The sequence below is a fragment of the Pseudomonas sp. R45(2017) genome, assembly GCF_002112305.1.
GTDB lineage: Bacteria > Pseudomonadota > Gammaproteobacteria > Pseudomonadales > Pseudomonadaceae > Aquipseudomonas > Aquipseudomonas paraglycinae.
Window position 1 is genome coordinate 240,992 of sequence record NZ_NEHH01000002.1, and the last position, 20,083, is coordinate 261,074.

General features: G+C 61.9%; 19 protein-coding genes. 11 read left to right on the plus strand and 8 right to left on the minus strand.

The features are described from left to right. The first annotated feature begins 1 nt into the window (after position 1). From CAF74_RS05435 to nudC, 3 genes are all read left to right on the plus strand, one after another. The gene (locus tag CAF74_RS05435; RefSeq protein ID WP_085745574.1) at positions 2-775 is read left to right on the plus strand and encodes a class I SAM-dependent methyltransferase; all 774 of its coding nucleotides are present in this window, start codon (positions 2-4) and stop codon (positions 773-775) included. Positions 776-857: 82 nt separating this feature from the next. Continuing rightward, positions 858-1,670, plus strand: coding sequence for a crotonase/enoyl-CoA hydratase family protein (locus CAF74_RS05440; protein ID WP_085745575.1), 813 nt, complete (start codon positions 858-860; stop codon positions 1,668-1,670). Positions 1,671-1,676: 6 nt separating this feature from the next. Then, positions 1,677-2,507, plus strand: coding sequence for an NAD(+) diphosphatase (gene nudC, locus CAF74_RS05445; RefSeq protein ID WP_085745576.1), 831 nt, complete (start codon positions 1,677-1,679; stop codon positions 2,505-2,507). On the opposite strand, the gene CAF74_RS05450 is transcribed toward nudC, so the two are convergent. Beyond that, positions 2,475-3,254, minus strand: a complete 780-nt coding sequence (locus tag CAF74_RS05450; RefSeq protein ID WP_007951261.1) for a TSUP family transporter — start codon at positions 3,252-3,254, stop codon at positions 2,475-2,477. The genes nudC and CAF74_RS05450 overlap by 33 nt on opposite strands. Before the next feature lie 258 nt (positions 3,255-3,512). Here CAF74_RS05450 and sfnG point away from each other — a divergent pair, with 258 nt between their 5' ends. Then, positions 3,513-4,607 carry a dimethylsulfone monooxygenase SfnG gene (sfnG, locus tag CAF74_RS05455; RefSeq protein ID WP_085745577.1) on the plus strand — a complete coding sequence of 365 codons (1,095 nt, stop codon included), beginning with the start codon at positions 3,513-3,515 and terminating at the stop codon, positions 4,605-4,607. Positions 4,608-4,649: 42 nt separating this feature from the next. Here the strand turns inward: sfnG and CAF74_RS05460 are convergent, their stop codons facing one another. Both CAF74_RS05460 and CAF74_RS05465 read right to left on the minus strand, forming a co-directional pair. Beyond that, complete coding sequence (locus CAF74_RS05460; RefSeq protein ID WP_085745578.1) at positions 4,650-5,129, minus strand: nuclear transport factor 2 family protein; 480 nt, start codon at positions 5,127-5,129, stop codon at positions 4,650-4,652. Positions 5,130-5,182: 53 nt separating this feature from the next. Continuing rightward, positions 5,183-5,749: a TetR/AcrR family transcriptional regulator gene (locus CAF74_RS05465; RefSeq protein WP_007951264.1), complete on the minus strand. Its 567-nt coding sequence runs from the start codon at positions 5,747-5,749 to the stop codon at positions 5,183-5,185. Between the two features lie 256 nt (positions 5,750-6,005). Here CAF74_RS05465 and pssA point away from each other — a divergent pair, with 256 nt between their 5' ends. Then, positions 6,006-7,349 (plus strand): CDP-diacylglycerol--serine O-phosphatidyltransferase, encoded by a 1,344-nt coding sequence (gene pssA, locus CAF74_RS05470; RefSeq protein ID WP_085687126.1) that lies wholly within the window; start codon positions 6,006-6,008, stop codon positions 7,347-7,349. 62 nt (positions 7,350-7,411) lie between these two features. Here the strand turns inward: pssA and efeO (CAF74_RS05475) are convergent, their stop codons facing one another. From efeO (CAF74_RS05475) to efeU, 4 genes are read right to left on the minus strand one after another with little or no spacing between them, the layout of a single operon-like run. After that, on the minus strand, positions 7,412-8,236 hold the full coding sequence (gene efeO, locus CAF74_RS05475; RefSeq protein WP_085745579.1) for an iron uptake system protein EfeO: 825 nt from the start codon (positions 8,234-8,236) through the stop codon (positions 7,412-7,414). 21 nt (positions 8,237-8,257) lie between these two features. Next, entirely contained in the window at positions 8,258-9,556 is a 1,299-nt protein-coding gene (gene efeB / locus CAF74_RS05480; RefSeq protein WP_085745580.1) for an iron uptake transporter deferrochelatase/peroxidase subunit, read from the minus strand. Positions 9,557-9,573: 17 nt separating this feature from the next. Beyond that, complete coding sequence (gene efeO, locus CAF74_RS05485) at positions 9,574-10,773, minus strand: iron uptake system protein EfeO (protein ID WP_085745581.1); 1,200 nt, start codon at positions 10,771-10,773, stop codon at positions 9,574-9,576. Between the two features lie 8 nt (positions 10,774-10,781). Continuing rightward, the gene (gene efeU, locus CAF74_RS05490) at positions 10,782-11,621 is read right to left on the minus strand and encodes an iron uptake transporter permease EfeU (RefSeq protein WP_007951269.1); all 840 of its coding nucleotides are present in this window, start codon (positions 11,619-11,621) and stop codon (positions 10,782-10,784) included. Between the two features lie 179 nt (positions 11,622-11,800). Here efeU and CAF74_RS05495 point away from each other — a divergent pair, with 179 nt between their 5' ends. The 6 genes from CAF74_RS05495 to CAF74_RS05520 all read left to right on the plus strand — a co-directional run bounded on the left by CAF74_RS05495 (position 11,801) and on the right by CAF74_RS05520 (position 18,674). Continuing rightward, positions 11,801-12,817 carry an AraC family transcriptional regulator gene (locus tag CAF74_RS05495; RefSeq protein WP_085745582.1) on the plus strand — a complete coding sequence of 339 codons (1,017 nt, stop codon included), beginning with the start codon at positions 11,801-11,803 and terminating at the stop codon, positions 12,815-12,817. Positions 12,818-13,092: 275 nt separating this feature from the next. After that, positions 13,093-14,757, plus strand: a complete 1,665-nt coding sequence (locus tag CAF74_RS05500; protein WP_085745583.1) for an AMP-binding protein — start codon at positions 13,093-13,095, stop codon at positions 14,755-14,757. 16 nt (positions 14,758-14,773) lie between these two features. After that, a complete protein-coding gene (locus tag CAF74_RS05505) occupies positions 14,774-15,535 on the plus strand; it encodes an SDR family NAD(P)-dependent oxidoreductase (RefSeq protein WP_085745584.1) in 762 nt (253 codons plus the stop codon). A 12-nt stretch (positions 15,536-15,547) separates the two neighbouring features. Then, entirely contained in the window at positions 15,548-16,738 is a 1,191-nt protein-coding gene (locus CAF74_RS05510; RefSeq protein ID WP_085745585.1) for an acetyl-CoA C-acyltransferase, read from the plus strand. 20 nt (positions 16,739-16,758) lie between these two features. After that, complete coding sequence (locus tag CAF74_RS05515) at positions 16,759-17,886, plus strand: acyl-CoA dehydrogenase (protein ID WP_011334278.1); 1,128 nt, start codon at positions 16,759-16,761, stop codon at positions 17,884-17,886. A 14-nt stretch (positions 17,887-17,900) separates the two neighbouring features. Continuing rightward, positions 17,901-18,674: an enoyl-CoA hydratase gene (locus CAF74_RS05520; protein WP_039768644.1), complete on the plus strand. Its 774-nt coding sequence runs from the start codon at positions 17,901-17,903 to the stop codon at positions 18,672-18,674. 254 nt (positions 18,675-18,928) lie between these two features. Here CAF74_RS05520 and CAF74_RS05525 read toward each other — a convergent pair whose 3' ends face one another. Then, positions 18,929-20,080 (minus strand): acyl-CoA dehydrogenase family protein, encoded by a 1,152-nt coding sequence (locus CAF74_RS05525; protein ID WP_085745586.1) that lies wholly within the window; start codon positions 20,078-20,080, stop codon positions 18,929-18,931. Positions 20,081-20,083 lie beyond the last annotated feature (3 nt).

The window sequence follows — 20,083 nt, forward strand, 5'->3', positions numbered from 1 at the left end:
CATGAAAGATCAGGTTCACCACTCGGCCGCCAGCGGCTACAAAACCGCTGCCGACACCTACGTCAAAGGCCGGCCCGACTATCCGCCGGCCGTCAGTGAATGGCTGACGGGCACACTGGGCCTCGATGGCCACAAGACCGTTATCGACCTCGGCGCCGGCACCGGCAAGTTCACCGGACGGCTGGTGGCGACCGGCGCCCAGGTGATCGCCGTGGAACCGGTGGCGCAGATGCTGGAAAAACTGTCGCTGGCCTGGCCGCAGGTGCTGGCCGTCAGCGGTACGGCGACGGATTTGCCGCTGCCCGACGCCTCGGTGGATGCCGTGGTCTGCGCCCAGGCCTTTCACTGGTTTGCCAGCACAGAAGCGCTGGATGAAATCGCCCGGGTCCTTAAACCGGGAGGCAAGCTGGGCCTGATCTGGAACCTGCGCGACACCCGGATCGACTGGGTGCCCAAGCTGGACGCCATCGTCAATGCGCTGGAAGGTGACACACCGCGCTTCTACACCGGCGAATGGCGCAAGGCCTTTCCCCATCCGGCGTTCGGGCCGTTGCAGGCGCAGCACTTTCAGCATGGCCATACCGGCTCGCCGGAGGATGTGATTTTCACCCGGGTGCGCTCCACCAGTTTCATTGCGGCGTTGAGTGACCGACAACGTGCGAAGATCGACGAGCAGATTGCTCAACTGATTGCCGGCGAGCCGCAGTTGCGGGGCAGGGAAGTGGTGACGGTGCCTTACGAGACCGCCGCCTTCGTCGCGGTGAAGAACGGCTAGAGTCCCGCATTTGGCCGAACCGCCGTGCTGATGCCTTGTTATAGTTCGGGCCTCATTTTCAGCCCGGTAAAGGACTTCTGCCATGACTCAATACACCGCCTTCAGCGTCGAACTGGCCGACAACATCGCCCATGTGCAGATCAATCGTCCGGAAAAGATCAACTCGATGAACGCCGCGTTCTGGAGCGAAATCGTCGAGGTGTTCCAGTGGATCGACGACACCGACGAAGTGCGGGTGGTGGTGCTCAGCGGCGCCGGCAAACACTTTTCCTCGGGCATCGACCTGATGATGCTGGCCGGCGTGGCCAATGAGCTGGGCAAGGACGTCGGCCGCAATGCGCGCCTGCTGCGCAAGAAGATCCTGACCCTGCAAGCATCCTTCAATGCGGTCGACAATTGCCGCAAACCGGTACTCGCGGCGATCCAGGGTTACTGCCTGGGCGGCGCCATCGATCTGATCGCCGCCTGCGACATGCGCTACGCCGCCGAAGACGCGCAATTCTCTATTAAAGAAATCGATATCGGCATGGCGGCTGATGTAGGCACTTTGCAACGGTTGCCACGGATCATCGGTGACGGCATGCTGCGTGAGCTGGCTTACACCGGTCGCACCTTTGGCGCCGAAGAAGCGCGCAGCATCGGTCTGGTCAATCGCGTCTACAGCGACAAGGACAGCCTTATCGAAGGCGTGATGGACATTGCCCGGGACATCGCCGGCAAGTCGCCGATCGCGGTCACCGGCACCAAGGAAATGATCAGCTACATGCGCGACCATCGCATCGACGACGGTCTCGAGTACGTTGCCACCTGGAACGCCGCCATGCTGCAATCCAACGATTTGCGCGTGGCCATGGCCGCCCATATGAGCAAACAGAAACCCGAATTTCTGGATTGAGAAACCATGACATCTCGCTGGACCACTGCAGTACTGGACACCGATCAACCCGGCGGCTGGGCCGTGGCGCGCAGCCCCGAGGGTTTCCTGTTCGATGACAACGGCGCGCTGTTCCCCCGGGAATGGCTCAAGCGCCAGGACTTGTCGATCCTTGCCGAGCACGGTATCGGTCATCTCGATGGCGAGCCGGTGTATCTGCTGGAACTGCGCAGCACCAGCGAGGTGCCGGGTTGCAGCTGGAAAGGCCTGCGGGCGTTCATGCTCGATGGCGATCACACGATCTACAAAGTGCTGGGTTATGCGGCGCAGATTGGTACTTGGGCGCGCGAACACCGTTTCTGCGGCAACTGCGGTCAGGCTATGACCCAGGTGCCGCGGGAGCGGGCGATGTATTGCCAGCCCTGCGATCTGCGCAGTTATCCGCGGATTTCGCCGAGCATGATCGTGCTGGTGACCCGTGGCGATGAAGTGCTGCTGGCGCGTTCACCGCGTTTCGTCACCGGGGTCTACAGCACGCTGGCCGGGTTTGCCGAACCGGGTGAGTCGGCCGAGGATTGCCTGATTCGCGAAGTGCGCGAGGAAGTGCAGATCGAGGTGAAGAACATCCAATACATGGGCAGCCAGTGCTGGCCGTTCCCGCATTCGATGATGCTCGGCTTCCATGCCGAATATGCCGGTGGCGAGATTGTCTGTCAGGAAGACGAGATCGAAGACGCCCAGTGGTTCAACGTGCACGATCTGCCGCCGTTGCCGGCGTCCAAATCGATTGCCCGTTATCTGATCGACGTCTACGTGGCGCGGCGCTTAGGCCACGCTGAACCAGTGCTGCCAGGCTAGACGCACGGTCAACCCCAGCACCACGGTGATGAACACCGGACGAATGAACTTGGCGCCGCCGCTGATCGCGGTGCGCGCCCCGAAGAATGCGCCGACCATCACCGACAGGCCCATGCTCAGGCCGATGATCCAGTCCACCTGCCCGGAAAACACGAACACCGACAGCGCCGCAATGTTGCTGACGAAGTTCATGCTGCGCGCCACGCCGCTGGCCTTGACCAGATCGATCGGGTACAGCAGCAGGCTACTGACCGTCCAGAACGCGCCAGTGCCGGGGCCGGCTACGCCGTCGTAGAAACCGAGGCTGAAGCCCTGGGTCGATTGCCACTTCTTCTTGATCGGTGCGTCGCTGTCCAGCGGCGCTTTCGGCGTGCCGCCAAACAACAGGTACAGGCCACAGGCGAAGACGATCACCGGCAGCATCTTGTTCAGCCATTCGGCGGGCAGGTAATGGGCGACGACGGCGCCGGTCAGCGCACCGACCAGCGTGCCGACGATGGCGTGCATCCACTGCCGTGGGTGAAACAGCTTGCGTCGGTAGAAGGTGAAACTGGCGGTGGCCGAACCGAAGGTCGAACTCAGTTTATTAGTGCCCAGCACCAGGTGCGGCGGCAGGCCGGCGGTGAGCAACGCAGGCGTGGTCAACAGACCGCCACCGCCGGCGATGGCGTCGATGAATCCGGCAATGAAAGCGACAAGGGCCAGAACGGCCAGGGTGGTGAGGTCAACGCTGAGTTCGAAAGGCATGGAATCGGCTTATTTCGGCAGGGCGCAGAGCTGGGCTGCGGGGAGGGCAGTCATGTTACTCATTTCCGAATGTTGCGGCGACCCATAAGACTCGACCAGCGACGGCTCAACTGTTGCCCACCCAACACGCACCCAACAATTCACCCTCTCACCATGCATGCCGATTTCCGGAGAAACCAATAAAACCGGGTCTCCCGCCGCTGGCACGCTTGCTGCTCTGGCTTACTCACCTTCATCAACTGTCCCGAGGACACGCCAATGAGTCAGCAAGCCGCGAAATTTGCCTACTGGGTGCCGAACGTCAGCGGTGGCCTGGTGGTCAGCAAGATCGAGCAACGCACCGATTGGGGCATCGACTACAACCGCAAACTGGCGCAATTGGCCGAGGCGGCGGGTTTCGAATATGCCCTGACGCAAATCCGCTTCACCGCCGGTTACGGCGCCGAGTTTCAGCATGAATCGGTTGCCTTCAGCCACGCGCTGCTCGCGGCCACCAGCCAACTCAAAGTCATCGCCGCCATCTTGCCCGGCCCGTGGCAACCGGCGCTGGCGGCCAAACAATTGGCGACCATCGATCAACTCACCAACGGCCGGATTGCGGTGAACATCGTCAGCGGCTGGTTCAAGGGCGAATTCCAGGCGATTGGCGAGCATTGGCTGGAGCACGACGAGCGCTATCGTCGTTCTGAAGAGTTCATCCGTTCATTGCGAGGGATCTGGAGTCAGGACAACTTCACCTTCCGTGGCGATTTCTATCGCTTCGACAATTACAGCCTCAAACCGAAACCGCTGGGCCGCCCGGAAATCTTTCAGGGCGGCAGCTCCCGTGCCGCACGTGACATGGCGGCGCGGGTGTCGGATTGGTATTTCACTAACGGCAACAGCGTCGAGGGCATCAAGGCACAGGTCGACGACATTCGCGCCAAAGCGGCGGCAAACCATCATTCAGTAAAAATCGGGGTGAATGCTTTTGTGATCGCCCGAGATACCGAAGAAGAAGCCAAAGCGGTGCTGGCGCAGATCATCGATCAGGCTGACCCGGAAGCGGTGAATGCCTTCGGTGATGCAGCGAAACAGGCGGGCAGGGCGTCGCCGGAAGGTGAGGGCAACTGGGCCAAATCGACCTTTGAAGATCTGGTGCAGTACAACGACGGCTTCAAGACCAACCTGATCGGCACGCCGCAGCAGATTGCCGAGCGCATCGTCGCGTTGAAAGCGGTGGGGGTTGATCTGGTATTGGCGGGGTTCCTGCATTTTCAGGAAGAGGTGGAGTATTTCGGTCAGCGGGTGTTGCCGCTGGTGCGGGAACTTGAGGCCAAAGCGCAATCGGCCCGGACTGCCGAATTCGCCTGAAAATCCCTCCTGCACACTGTGCAGGAGGGATCGGCTACTTAATTACAGACCCAGCTCGGACAATCCCGGATGATCATCCGGGCGGCGGCCCAGCGGCCAGTGGAACTTGCGTTCGCTTTCCTTGATCGGCATGTCGTTGATGCAGGCGTAACGCTGGAACATCAGGCCGTTGTCGTCGAATTCCCAGTTCTCGTTGCCGTAGGAACGGAACCAGTTGCCCGAGTCGTCGTGCCACTCGTAGGCGTAGCGCACGGCGATGCGGGTGTCGGAGTAGGCCCAGAGTTCCTTGATCAGGCGGTAATCCAGTTCCTTGGCCCATTTGCGGGTCAGGAAAGCCTTGGCTTCTTCGCGGTTGTTGGCGAATTCGGCGCGGTTACGCCATTTGGTGTCCAGGGTGTAGGCCAGCGACACGCGCTCCGGGTCGCGGGAGTTCCAGCCATCCTCGGCCAGACGAACTTTTTCAATGGCCGATTCACGGTTGAACGGTGGCAATGGCGGACGAACTTCGGCTGCAGTAGACATGTTTGTCTCCCGATCTATTAACAGTTAAACAACTTGTCAGGCTTATTAAGGCGTTACAGGTCCAATAACTTTCGCGCCATGCATTGCGCATTATCGGCGGCACTGTGATCACCCATCACAAGCGCTACGGTAATGGCGCCGTCAATCAGGATCAGCAGCTGTTTGGCCAGCAGTTGCGGGTCCTCGGCCCCATGTTCGGTACACAGCTCGCACAGGTAGTCGAGCAGTTTCTGTTTGTGGTCTTTGGCGACCAGGCGGACCGGATCCTCGGGATCGCCGGTCTCGCCGCTGGTGTTGATGAAGGCGCAGCCCCGGAAACCTTCCGAGGCGAACCAGCCCTTGAGCACGGTAAACAGGTTGAGCAGGCGGTCGGCCGGGGTTTCGGCCTGATCGACGGCGCTTCTGTACCAGTGCATCCAGCGCACGTCTCGGCGTTGCAGGGCGGCGACGGTCAGCTCCTCCTTGTTGGCGAAGTAGCGGTAGATACTCTTTCTGGAAACGCCGGCGGTTTTCACCAGAAGATCCATGCCGGTGGCAGCGATGCCACTTTTGTAGATCAACTTTTCGGTGACATCCAGAATGATGTCTCGGGTCGTGTCGTTGCTGGTGATTTCGTTCATATGGCGAACAGTAGAACGATCGTTCTCCTTGGTCAAGCAGTTATTTTATGATCGCTCTCGCGTTCTACTTGATCGTTCCCACGCTCTGCGTGGGAATGCCTCAAGGGACGCTCTGCTTTCCAGCTCTGGAAGGGACGCGGAGCGTCCCGGGCTGCGTTCCCACGCAGAGCGTGGGAACGATCAATCAGGCGGGAAGACCCGAAGGAGTTGATGGTGTAAGCTCTCGGTTCTTCGGATTCGACCCATTGCGAGCCCTATGCCGTTGCTTTTCAAACGCTCTCTGCTGCCCAAACTGCGCAGCTTTCCGCTGACCGCCGAGGCCGTGACGATCCTGCCCGGCGCCGCCGATTTCCGCCGTTGCCTGCTGGAGAAAATCGCCCAGGCGACCCAGCGCATCTACCTCGTCGCGCTTTATCTGCAAAACGATGAAGCCGGCCAGGAAATCCTCGATGCCTTGCACGCCGCCAAACTCAAGCGTCCCGAGCTTGAAATCGCGGTGGTCGTCGACTGGCTGCGGGCCCAGCGCGGCTTGATCGGTGCCGGCAAACAGCCGGGCAACTCGGCGTGGTATCAGGAAATGACCCGCACCCACCAGAGCGTGGTGCCGGTCTACGGCGTGCCGGTGCAGACCCGCGAGTTGTTCGGCGTGCTGCACCTCAAAGGCTTCGTGATCGACGATTGCGTGGTCTACAGCGGTGCCAGCCTGAACAACGTCTACCTGCACAAGTTCGACAAGTACCGTTTCGACCGTTATCACGTGCTGCAAAGCCGCGAACTGGCGGACTCGATGCACCACCTGGTCAAGCACGGCCTGATCGAATCGAAAGCGGTGCATCGCCTTGACCTGCCGAACCTGCCGACCACCCGCAGCCTGCGCAACGACATCGGCGATCTGCGCAGCCGCCTCAAATACGCGGCGTATGACACCAGTGCCGGCAGCACGGCGCATACCGGCCTGTCGGTCAGTCCGTTGCTCGGCGTGGGCAAGAACAACCCGCTGAACCGGGTGATTCTGGAACTGATCGCCAGCGCGCAGAAGCAACTGACCATCTGTACGCCGTACTTCAACCTGCCGCTGGGGGTGATCCGCGAGATCAACCGGGCGCTGGCGCGTGGCGTGAAGATCGACATCGTGGTCGGCGACAAGACCGCCAACGACTTCTACATCCCGCCGACCGAGCCGTTCAAGGTGATCGCCGCGCTGCCGTATCTGTACGAGATCAGCCTGCGCCGTTTCGCCAAGCGTCATCAGCGCAACATCGACAGCGGCCAGTTGAACCTGCATCTGTGGCGTGAAGGCGACAACAGCTATCACCTCAAAGGCATGTGGATCGACCAGCGCTATACGCTGCTGACCGGCAACAACCTCAATCCGCGGGCGTTCCGTCTCGATCTGGAAAACGCCTTGCTGATCGATGATCCGAAAGGCGAGTGGCTCGAGCCGCGCCGTGCGGAGCTGGAGAACATCTTCGTTCACACCACGCGAATCGCACGTTTCCAGGATCTGGAAGCTTTGCCGGATTACCCGGCGGGCGTGGCCAAGTTCCTCAAGCGCGTGAGCCGGGTGCGGGTCGAGCGGTTGCTCTATCGCATTCTCTAAATCGGCCCACAAAAAATCCCCCGAACGCAGCAAGCGTCCGGGGGATTTTTTTATGCGCGGATTCAGTTCAGCCCGAGTTTGCCACGCAATGTCGACAGGTCTTCCGCCAGGGTATTGACCGGGCCGACCAGCGCCTTGCGGTCGTTGTCCTTCACCTTGTCGTAAGTCTCGAAACCGCCGTCCTTGGTCTTGTACTTCGCCAGGATCTTGTCCACGGTGGCGAAGTTCTTGTCGACTTTGGCGACGAAGGCCTTGTCCTGTTTCTCGATCTGCGGACGGAACAGGTCGACGATTTTCTTCGCGCCGTCGATGTTGCCCTGGAAGTCGTACAGGTCAGTGTGGCTGTAGCGGTCTTCTTCACCGGAGATCTTGGTCGCGGCGACTTCTTCGAGCAGCGCAGCGGCGCCGCCGACGACTTTTTCCGGCGGGAACGTCAGGCCGGCGACGCGGGTCTGCAGGTCTTTCACGTCCTTGTTCAGGCCGTCCGCCAGGGCGTCGAGATCCTTGGTGCTCTTTTCCGAGAACAGCGAGTATTCGATCCGGTGGAAACCGGTGAAGTCTTCGGCTTTCACGCCTTGCTCGTGGTCGTCGACGCGGGAGTCGATAGACGCGTCGAGGTCACTGAACAGCTCGGCGATCGGCTCGATCGACTCGTAATAGACGCGGGTCGGCGCGTAGAGCTTCTGCGCGGTGGCCAGGTCGCCTTTTTTCACCGCGTCGGTGAACTGCTGGGTGTGGCTGGCCAGTTCATCCAGTTGTTCGGTGACATAGATCTTGTAGTCCGACACCGGCCCCACCAGATCCAGAGGCGCGGTCGCGGCTAACGCCGACAGCGGGGTGTTGAGCAAACCTAGGGTGAGCAATAACGCAAGTGGCGTCTTTTTCATGGGGGCGGCTCCTGTTGAATGCTATGCAGTTGTTTTTGGTTGAGTAGCGTTGAGCAGCGAGCGACCAATGAAATCCTTGTCGCCCGTGACACCCGGCAGGGTGAAGAAGTAACCGCCGCCGACCGGCTTGAGGTATTCCTCCAGCGGCTCGCCGTTGAGGCGGGTCTGCACGGTGATGAAGCCTTTTTCCAGGTCGGCCTGGTAGCAGATGAACAGCAGGCCCATGTCGAGCTGGCCATTCTTGTTCACGCCGTTGGAGTAGTTGAACGGACGGCGGAGGATCAGGTTGGCCTGGCTCGCGGCGGTGCGCGGGTTGGCCAGGCGGATATGCGCGTCGAGCTTGGTCAGCTTGCCTTCCGGATCCTTGCTGTAATCCGGGACTTCGGTTTCATGGCTGGCGCCCATCGGCGCGCCGGTGGTTTTGACCCGGCCGATGATGCTTTCCTGTTCCTGCAACGGCGTGCGGTCCCAGCGTTCGACGAAGTTGCGGATGATCCGCACCGCCTGATAACTGCCGTGGGCCGCCCAGGCCGGTTCGTCGCTGCCCGGTTGCACCCAGACGATGCGGTCCATGGCCTTGCCGTCGTTGGAATCCGGGTTGGCCGAACCGTCACGGAAACCCAGAAAGTTGCGCGCCGATTGCGCCGGCACACCGGGTTTGGCAGGGGCTTGCGGCGGCACGCTGCCTTCCTGTTTCCAGCGCACCAGCAGCAGGTCCGGCAGGTTTTTCACGATGTCGCGCAGGGCGTGGATGTTGGTGTCGGCGGTGTTGGAGCAGAACTGCAGGCTCAGGTCGCCGTGGCAGCAATCGGCTTCCAGCGCATCGTTAGGGAAACCGACCATGCGCACCAGACGCTTGGGTTTGGCGGCGGCGAGGCCGAAGCGCTCGTCGAACAGCGATTCGCCCACCGACACGGTGATGGTCAGGTTGTCCGGTGTCACCACCGGGCCGAGGATGCCGGAGTCCGGCGGCGGCAGCTTCGGATCGATCTGCGCCACCGGGCCGCCTTTCATCAGGAACGCGATGCGCTCGTTGAGGGTGCGGAACAGACGCTCCAGGTCTTCACGGTCGCTGGCCAGCACATCGAACGACACCAGCATGCCGGCCGCCGGGCGCGGGGTGACGATGCCGCTCTGGTGTACGCCGTGAAAGTCGTGGTGATCCTGGGTCTTGTCGCTGCTCGGCGCTTCGGTGACTTGCGCAGGGGCGGCGGCCATCGCCGGGCAGCTCAGGGCAGTACCGGCCAGTGCGACGCCGGCGGCGCCCATGCCCATCAGTACGCGGCGACGTTGCAGGTTGAAGTGTTCGGAATCGTTCATCGGTATTTGTCTTCTGCTTACAGGCCGGAGAGGCCGAGGGCGGGATCAATGGCGTCGAGGGCGTCGGCCAGGGCCTTGGCCTTGTCGGCGATCTGCTTGCGTTGCTCACCGTTGACGGTGTCGTAACTGGCGTAGCCGTCCTTGACCTTGAAGCCGTTGAGCGTGGTATCGAAATCAGCCAGCGCGCCGTCGATTTTCGGCAGCAGGTCGGCGGCGGATTTGCTTATCAGCGGGCGCAGCAGTTCGACGACTTTGTGCGCGGTTTCCTGATTGGCCGCGAAGCCGTTGAGGTCGCTGTGGCTATAGCGTTCCTCTTCGCCGCTGGCGGCGCGCACGTCGGCGAGGGTGTTGAGGTTGCGCACGACGATTTCCACCAGTTGTTCCGGCGGCAGCGACTGGGCCAGCAGCTGTTGTTTCAGCGTGGTGACGTTGTCGAGCAAGCCTTGGACAATCGGTGTCAGGCCATCGAGTTTGCGTTGCTGGAACAGCGCGTATTCGAGACGGTGGAAACCGACGAAGGCCGGATCCTGCTCGCGTTTTTCGAAGTAATCGGCGCGGGCGTTGATGCTGTTGTCCAGCTCCGCCAGACGTTGTGCGGCGGGGGCCAGACGCTGATACGCGGCACGGGCCGGCAAATACAAAGCCTGGGCCTGGGCCAGATCGCCGCTGTCGATGGCTTGATTCAGCGCCGTCACGGCTTTGATCAGCGCGCTGCCCTGGCTGGCCAGATAGACGCGGAACTCCGACAGCGGCCCGACAAAGGCAACCATCGACGGCTTGGCCTTGGCGGCGGCATCCGAAGCGGCGGTCGGCGTCACGTGCAGCGTGCCGCGCGGGTTGCTCAGCAGGCCACAGGTGATGGCGTAGTCGCCGGGTTGCAGGTTGGCGTTGATCACCTGGCTCAGGCCCGGCGCGATGTTCTCGCGTTCTTCGATCACCAGCACGCCGTCGAGGATTTCCCATTCCACCGCCCGGTCGGAGCGGTTGACGATGCGAAAGCTGGCGTGGCCGGCCGGCACCGTCAGGGCGTTCGGCTCGCAACTGTGCGGATGGATGTTCACCACCACTTCGTCATGGTTGTGCTGACGTTTGGCGGCGGCCATTTTCGAGGCGTAGTAGAACAGGCCACCGGCGGCGATCATCACGACCACCGAACCGGCCACCGCCCAGCGCAAGGCGCGGGGAGGCGAGGCCTGAGGAGTATTAGGCTTTGACATGAAGGCCCTTATTGGCTGGAAACGGAAGACGATTGGGCAGCGGGCTTGGGCGCCGGCATGAAGAACATGACCAGCGCCACCAGCAGATAAATCAGGTACGCGCCGAGGGTGCTGACGGTCGGCGCGTCCTGATAACCGAACATGCCGGCCAGCACCGAGCCCAGCGGGCCATCCATCGGCAGCGTCGCGCTGAAGTCGAAGAGCACGGTTTGCAGGTGGTTCCACACCCCGGCCTCATGCAGGGCCTGTACCGAGTTGGCGAGAATCCCGGCGGCAACCACGAGGATGAACAGCCCGGTCCAGCGGAAGAACGCCGAGAGGTTCAAGCGCATGCTGCCGCTGTAGATCAGGAAGCCGACGATGATCGCCAGGATCAGGCCGAGCAGGGCGCCGATCGGCGCGGCCGGGCCTTCGCTCTGCTGGAACACGGCGAGCAGGAAGAACACGGTTTCCAGACCTTCACGGGCCACGGCGAAAAACACCATGGCGATCAGCGCGATGACCTGATGCTTTGACGCGGTCAGCGCGTGATCGAGGGAGGCTTGCAGCGAATGCTTGATCGAACGCGCCACCTTGCGCATCCAGAACACCATTGAGCTGAGAATCCCCACGGCCACCAGCCCGACCACGCCTTCGAACAGTTCCTGCTGCTTTTGCGGGAATTCGGCACTGACCAGTTCCAGGCCACCGCCGACCAGCAAGGCCAGCGCGGCGGCGAGAAAAACCCCGATCCACACCGCCGGCATCCACTGGCCACGGCCGGTCTGTTGCAGGTAGCTGGCGATGATGCCAACGATCAGCGCGGCTTCGATGCCTTCGCGCAACATGATCAAAAAGGGAACGAGCATTCGACGATCACTGTGTAACGAAATGAGGTTACAAGTTGTAACATAATGAAAGTCATTCTCACATGGCATTCATTGACATTTAGCTGAACCGGAGCTGAACGAGTCTGAACATCCACGCCACCGAGCCAGCTGCGCTAAGATGCCCGCCACTCGAACAACAACAGGATTGCGCGCGTTCCATGTCGGAAAAAGACACCATCGCCATTCAACTGGTGCGCGAGGCACTGCTGCAAAGTTGTGCCCCGGGCCTGCCCACGGAGGAAGTCTTGAGCAAGGTCGGGATCGATCCGGCGATGCTGTCCACCGATGACGCGCGCGTCCCGGCCAGTCAGTACGCGCGGTTGTGGCGCCTTCTGGCGCGGCGCGGCGATGACGAATTCTTTGGCATGGACCCGCGCAAGCTGAAATCCGGCAGCCTGGAATTCCTCTGCCGCAGCGCGATGGCCCAGCCGAACCTGGCTGCAGGTTTGAGCACCGGTCTGAATTTCCTGTCGTTGATGCTTGAACGTCTGCCGGCGCAACTGGTGCACCAGCAGAGTCTGGCGGAAATCGTGCTGCTGGAAGACGACCCGGAACCGCGCCGCGCCTTCACCTATTTCACTTACTGGATGATCGTCCACGGCGTGGCGTGCTGGCTGGCGGGGCGGCGGATTCCGATCCTGGCCATCGAGCTGCGCTGCCCGGCGCCGGATTTCTGTGATGACTATCGGGTGATGTTCTCGGAAAACCTGCGTTTCGACCGGCCGCGCACGCGGATGATCTTCGCCGCCGACGTGCTGGATCTGCCAATCAAGCGCAGCGCCGAGGAATTGAAGCGCTTTCTGGCCCATGCCCCGGCCAACATTCTGGTGAAGTACCGCGACCCGGAAAGCCTTGCGAGCCGGATCAAGCAGGATCTGCGGCAATTATCCGCAGATAAGTGGCCGGAAACCGACGCGCTGGCCCAGCAGTTGTGCATGTCGGCCTCGACCCTGCGCCGGCGTCTGGCGGAAGAAGGGCAGACCTATCAGGGCCTCAAGGACAGCGTGCGCAAGGAACTGGCGATTACTTGGCTGGCGGAGCCTTCGATCAGTTTTGCCGAGATCGCCACGCGGCTGGGGTTTGCCGATGCAAGCTCGTTCTACAAGGCGTTTCGCAAGTGGTCGGGGACCAATCCTGGGCACTATCGCAGCTTGATCCTCAACGAAGCGGTCTGATCCACCACTGACTCAGCGCCCACCGCCAACTCTCGTTCCCACGCTCTGCGTGGGAATGCCTCAAGGGACGCTCCGCGTTCCAGCTCTGGAAGGGACGCGGAGCGTCCCGGGCTGCATTCCCACGCAGAGCGTGGGAACGATCACACCCTTTGAATCTTGGCCAAACCAGTCATCCACTTTGAGGGCTTTGACCATTGCCGCAGCCGGCGTGCGGCGCGAGTATTCCTCTGTTGTTTACGGTTCCCCAACCTAATAAGAACAGAGGGATTCTGGCAATGCGCGATTACTTGTCTGCCACCGCACAGTTTGATTATCAGCACACCGTGGACGCCGCGCTCAGCGGCACGCTCGAGGCGCTTAACGCCTGCGTCGAATGTTGTGACCGCCACGCCTTGCCGGGGCGTATCGCGCTGTTCTGGGAAGGCCGCGACGGCGCCAGTGCGACGTATACCTTCAGCGACCTGCAGGACAAAGCCGCGCGTTTCGCCAATTTCCTTCTCGCCCAAGGCGTGCAGAAGGGCGACAAAGTCGCCGGCCTGCTGCCGCGCAACATCGAATTGCTGATCACCGTGTTCGCCACCTGGCGCATCGGCGCGGTGTATCAACCGCTGTTCACCGCGTTCGGCCCCAAAGCCCTTGAACATCGCCTGAACAGCTCCGGCGCCAAAGTCGTGGTGACCGACGCCGCCAACCGGTCGAAACTCAGCGAAGTCGCCGACTGCCCGACGCTGGTCACCGTTGGCGGCCCGAAAGGCCAGGGCATCGTCCGTGGCGATTTCAGTTTCTGGGCCGAGCTGCCCAACCATTCAAATGTCTGCGAACCGGTGATGCTGACCGGCGAAGACCCGTTCCTGCTGATGTTCACCTCGGGCACCACCGGCCCGTCGAAAGCGCTGTCGGTGCCGCTCAAGGCAGTCGTGGCGTTTCAGAGCTACACCCGCGATGCCGTGGATCTGCGCCCGGAAGATGCGTTCTGGAACGTCGCCGATCCGGGCTGGGCCTACGGCATCTATTTTGGCGTGACCGGCCCGTTGTCGATGGGCCATCCGATCACGTTCTACGATGGCCCGTTCACCCTCGAAAGCACTTGCCGGGTGATCAACAAGTACGGGATCACCAACCTCACCGGTTCGCCCACGGCGTATCGCCTGCTGATTGCCGGTGGCGATGAGTTCGCCAAATCGATCAAGGGCAAGCTGCGCATTGTCAGCAGCGCCGGCGAGCCGTTGAACCCGGAAGTGATCCGCTGGTTCGCCGACAACCTCGGCGTGGTCATTCACGACCACTACGGCCAGACCGAGCTGGGCATGGTGCTGTGCAACCACCACGGCCTCGAACACCCGATCCACCTCGGCGCCGCCGGTTTTGCTTCGCCGGGCCATCGCATCGTGGTGCTCGACGAGCAGAACAACGAACTCGGCGTCGGCCAGCCCGGCATCCTCGCCATCGACCGCACACAGTCGCCGATGTGCTGGTTCGCCGGTTACCAAGGCGCGCCGACCAAGGCCTTCGTTGGCAATTACTACCTGAGCGGCGACACCGTCGAGTGGAACCCGGACGGCAGCATCAGCTTCGTCGGCCGCAGCGATGACGTGATCACCACGTCCGGCTACCGGGTCGGCCCGTTCGACGTGGAAAGCGCACTGATCGAACACCCGGCCGTCGTCGAGGCAGCAGTGGTCGGCAAGCCCGATCCGGAGCGCACCGAACTGGTGAAAGCTTTCGTCGTGCTCAACCCGCAATACCGCGCGGAACCTGCGCTGGCCGAAGAACTGCGGCAACACGTGCGCAAGCGTCTGGCCGCGCATTCATACCCCCGTGAAATCGAATTTGTCAGCGAGTTGCCGAAAACCCCGAGCGGCAAATTGCAGCGCTTTATCTTGCGCAACCAGGAAATCGCCAAGGCTCAAGAGGCCGCGGCGCACAACGTTTCAGCTTGAATCCAAGGAAACAGTCATGCAGATCGAAAACAAGGTTTTTATCGTCACCGGCGGCGCATCCGGCCTGGGTGCCGCCACCGCTGAATTGCTGGTGAGCGCCGGCGCCAAAGTGATGCTGGTGGACATGAACGCCGACGCCGTCGCCGCCCAGGCCCAGCGCCTCGGTGCGCAGAGTGTGGTGGCCGACATCAGCAACGAAGCCGCCGCCGAAGCCGCCGTGCAGGCGACCGTTAAAGCCTACGGTAGTCTGAATGGTCTGGTGAACTGCGCCGGCATCGTTCGCGGCGAGAAAATCCTCGGCAAGAACGGCCCGCACGCCTTGTCCAGTTTCGCGCAGGTGATCAACGTCAACCTGATCGGCAGCTTCAACATGCTGCGTCTGGCAGCGGCAGCGATTGCCGAAAGCGAAGCCAACGCTGACGGCGAGCGCGGCGTGATCATCAACACTGCCTCCGTTGCGGCGTTCGACGGCCAGATCGGCCAGGCCGCGTATTCCGCCTCCAAAGGCGCGATCGCCAGCCTGACCTTGCCTGCCGCCCGTGAGCTGGCGCGCTTCGGCATCCGCGTGATGACCATCGCCCCGGGCATTTTCGAAACCCCGATGATGGCCGGCATGACCCCGGAAGTGCGCGACTCGCTGGCCGCCGGCGTGCCGTTCCCGCCGCGCCTGGGCAAACCGGCCGAGTACGCCGCGTTGGTGCGGCATATCATTGAAAACAGCATGCTCAACGGCGAGGTGATCCGTCTCGACGGTGCCTTGCGCATGGCCGCCAAGTAAGGAGGATTTCCCATGACCATCTCCAACGATCCGATTGTCATCGTCAGCGCCGTCCGCACCCCGATGGGCGGTTTTCAGGGCGAACTGAAAAGCCTGACCGCGCCGCAACTCGGCGCCGCTGCGATCAAGGCGGCGGTTGAACGCGCCGGTGTCGCCGCCGATGCGGTCGATGAAGTGTTGTTCGGCTGCGTATTGCCGGCCGGTCTCGGCCAGGCGCCTGCGCGTCAGGCTGCGCTGGGCGCGGGGCTGGATAAATCCACCCGCTGCACCACGGTCAACAAGATGTGCGGTTCGGGCATGGAAACCACCATTCTGGCCCACGACATGCTGCTGGCCGGCAGCGCCGATGTGGTGATCGCCGGCGGCATGGAAAGCATGTCCAACGCGCCGTATCTGCTGGACCGCGCCCGCGCCGGTTACCGCATGGGCCACGGCCGGGTGCTGGATTCGATGTTCCTCGACGGCCTCGAAGACGCCTACGACAAGGGCCGCCTGATGGGCACCTTCGCCGAGGATTGCGCCGAAACCAACGACTTCAGCCGCGAGGCTCAGGACGCCTTTGCCATTGCCTCGACCACCCGCGCCCAGCAGGCGATCAAGGACGGCAGCTTCAAGGCCGAGATCGTTCCGCTGACCGTGACCGTTGGCAAAGAACAGGTTGTGATCAGCAACGACGAGCAGCCGCCAAAAGCCAAACTGGACAAGATTGCCTCGCTGAAACCGGCGTTCCGCGAGGGCGGCACCGTGACGGCGGCCAACTCCAGCTCGATCTCCGACGGCGCAGCGGCGCTGGTGCTGATGCGTCAGTCGCAAGCGCAGAAGCAGGGCCTGAAACCGCTGGCGGTGATTCACGGCCACGCAGCCTTCGCTGACACCCCGGGCCTGTTCCCGGTGGCGCCGATTGGCGCGATCAAGAAGCTGATGAAGAAAACCGGCTGGTCGCTGGATCAGGTCGATCTGTTTGAAGTCAACGAAGCCTTCGCCGTAGTCGGCATGGCGGCGATGACCCACCTGGAAATCCCTCACGACAAGCTCAACATCCATGGCGGCGCCTGCGCCCTGGGCCATCCGATTGGTGCCTCCGGCGCGCGGATTCTGGTGACCTTGCTCTCGGCCCTGCGCCAGAAGGGTCTGAAGCGCGGCGTCGCGGCGATCTGCATCGGCGGCGGCGAAGCCACGGCGATGGCTGTCGAGTGCGTCTGAACCCGAGTTAAGGATTTGCCATGATTCCCAATGACGACCAGCAACAAATCCGCGACATGGCTCGGCAGTTTGCCGAGGAACGGTTGAAACCGTTCGCCGCCGAGTGGGATCGCGAGCATCGCTTCCCGAAAGAAGCCATCGGCGAAATGGCCGGGCTGGGCTTCTTCGGCATGCTGGTGCCGGAGCAGTGGGGCGGTTGCGACACCGGTTACCTGGCCTACGCCATGGCCCTGGAAGAAATCGCCGCCGGCGACGGCGCCTGCTCGACGATCATGAGCGTGCACAACTCGGTGGGTTGCGTGCCGATCCTCAAGTTCGGCAACGACGACCAGCGTGAGCGCTTTCTCAAACCGCTGGCCAGCGGCGAAATGCTCGGCGCTTTCGCGTTGACCGAACCACAGGCCGGTTCCGACGCCAGCAGCCTGAAAACCCGCGCACGCCTTGAAGGCGATCACTACGTGCTCAATGGCTGCAAACAGTTCATCACCTCCGGGCAGAACGCCGGGATCGTGATCGTGTTTGCGGTGACCGACCCGAGCGCCGGCAAACGCGGGATCAGCGCATTCATCGTGCCGACCGACTCGCCGGGCTACAAAGTCGCCCGCGTCGAAGACAAGCTCGGCCAGCACGCCTCGGACACCTGCCAGATTCTGTTCGAAGACGTGAAAGTGCCGGTAGCCAACCGGTTGGGCGAGGAGGGCGAGGGCTACAAGATCGCCCTGGCCAACCTCGAAGGCGGCCGCGTCGGCATCGCTTCGCAATCGGTGGGCATGGCGCGCGCCGCGTTCGAAGCGGCGCGCGATTACGCCCGTGAACGTGACACCTTCGGCAAGCCGATCATCGAGCATCAGGCCGTGGCGTTCCGCTTGGCGGATATGGCCACCCAGATCGCCGTGGCGCGGCAGATGGTGCACTACGCCGCCGCCCTGCGTGACAGCGGCCAACCAGCGCTGGTCGAAGCGTCGATGGCCAAACTGTTCGCCTCGGAAATGGCCGAAAAGGTCTGCTCCATGGCATTGCAAACCCTCGGCGGTTACGGTTACCTCAACGACTTCCCGCTGGAGCGCATCTACCGCGACGTGCGGGTCTGCCAGATCTACGAAGGCACCAGCGACATTCAGCGCATGGTCATTTCGCGCAATCTTTGAGAAGGAATCTGCACATGAGTTATGAAACGATTTTGCTGGAAACCCATGGCCGCGTCGGCCTGATCACCCTCAATCGCCCGCAGGCGCTGAACGCCCTGAACGCGCAACTGGTCAGCGAAGTGAACCGCGCGCTCGATGGTTTTGAAGCCGACGCGAACATCGGCTGCATCGTCATCACCGGCTCGACCAAAGCCTTCGCCGCCGGCGCCGACATCAAGGAAATGGCCGATCTGACCTACCCGCAGATCTACATGGACGACCTGTTCAGCGACAGCGATCGCGTGGCCAACCGCCGCAAGCCGATCATCGCAGCGGTCAACGGTTTTGCCCTGGGTGGCGGCTGTGAACTGGCGTTGATGTGCGACTTCATCCTGGCCGGCGACAACGCCAAATTCGGCCAGCCGGAAATCAACCTCGGCGTGCTGCCGGGCATGGGCGGCACCCAGCGCCTGACCCGCGCGGTGGGCAAGGCCAAGGCCATGGAAATGTGCCTGAGCGGCCGCATGATCGACGCGGTGGAAGCCGAACGCTGCGGCATCGTCGCGCGGATCGTGCCGAGTGCCGAGTTGCTGGATGAAGCGCTGAAAGTCGCGGCGGTGATCGCCAGCAAGTCGCTGCCGATTGCGATGATGGTCAAGGAAAGCGTCAACCGCGCGTTTGAAGTGAATCTGACTGAAGGCGTGCGCTTCGAACGCCGCGTATTCCATGCGGCGTTTGCGACGCAGGATCAGAAGGAAGGGATGGCGGCGTTTGTGGCGAAGCGGCCTGCCGAGTTCCAAGGCAAATAACGCGGCGCCCTCAAAAGCCCCCTCACCCTAACCCTCTCCCAAAGGGAGAGGGGACTGACCGAGTTGTTTTCGGGAGTTGCACCGACCTGAGCTACCGAGTTGAACTCAGGCTTGAATAGTGCGGGATTGGTGTCTTCGTTTGGCAATTCCATAATCGACCGGGATGTTTCAGGTCGATGTATGACGCCAGACACCTCGGTCAGCTCCCTCTCCCTCCGGGAGAGGGCTGGGGTGAGGAAAAGGGGCCGACACGGTCACAACTGATAGTTCTTCAACTCCCGAGCAATCACCATCCGCTGTATCTCGCTAGATCCCTCATAAATTTGGGTAATCCGCGCATCCCGGTAGTACTTCTCAACCGGGTAATCCTCCAGATACCCATACCCGCCATGAATCTGAATCGCTGACGAACACACCTTCTCGGCCATTTCCGAAGCAAACAGCTTGGCCTGTGAAGCCTCCGACAGACACGGTTTGCCCGCCGTACGCAGCCGCGCCGCATGCAAAATCATCAAGCGTGCTGCGTTGATCTGCATCTGCATGTCCGCCAGCAGGTTGGCGATGCTCTGGTGCTCGACAATCGCCTTGCCGAACTGCACCCGATCACAGGCGTAACCTAGCGCAGCTTCAAACGCCGCTCGGGCGATGCCCAATGCTTGCGCGGCAATACCGATGCGTCCGCCTTCCAGGTTGGAAAGGGCAATCGCCAGGCCTTTGCCACGTTCACCCAGCAGATTCGCTTCAGGAATGCTGCAATTACTCAGCGTCACCGCGCAGGTGTCGGAGGCGCGGATGCCCATCTTGTGTTCGGTGCGATCAACGATGAAACCCGGCGTATCGGTCGGCACCAGGAACGCCGAGATACCGCGCTTGCCCAGATCCGGATCGGTCACCGCAAACACGATCGCCAGTTTTGCCCGCTTGCCGTTGCTGACAAATTGCTTGGCGCCGTTGATCACCCATTGCCCGTCGCGCAGTTCGGCGCGGGTGCGCAGGTTGTGTGCTTCGGAGCCGGCCTGGGGCTCGGTCAGGCAGAAGCAGCCGATCACCGCTCCGCTGGCCAGGTCCGCCAGCCAGGTCTGCTTCTGTTCTTCGCTGCCGTAGTTGAGCACCGGCCCGCAGCCCACCGAGTTGTGGATGCTCATGAACGCGCCGGTGGCGCCGTCACCGGCGGAAATCTCTTCCACCGCCAGCGCATAGGCCACGTAGTCGACGTAAGTACCGCCCCATTCCTCAGGCACCACCATGCCCAGCAGGCCGAGTTCGCCCATCTTTGCCACCAGACCGTCATCGATCCAGCCGGCCTTTTCCCAGGCTTGCGCGTGGGGGGCGATTTCGCCGCGGGCAAAGTCCCGGGCCATGTCGCGGATCATTACCTGGTCTTCAGTCAATTCGAGATCGTGCATGGC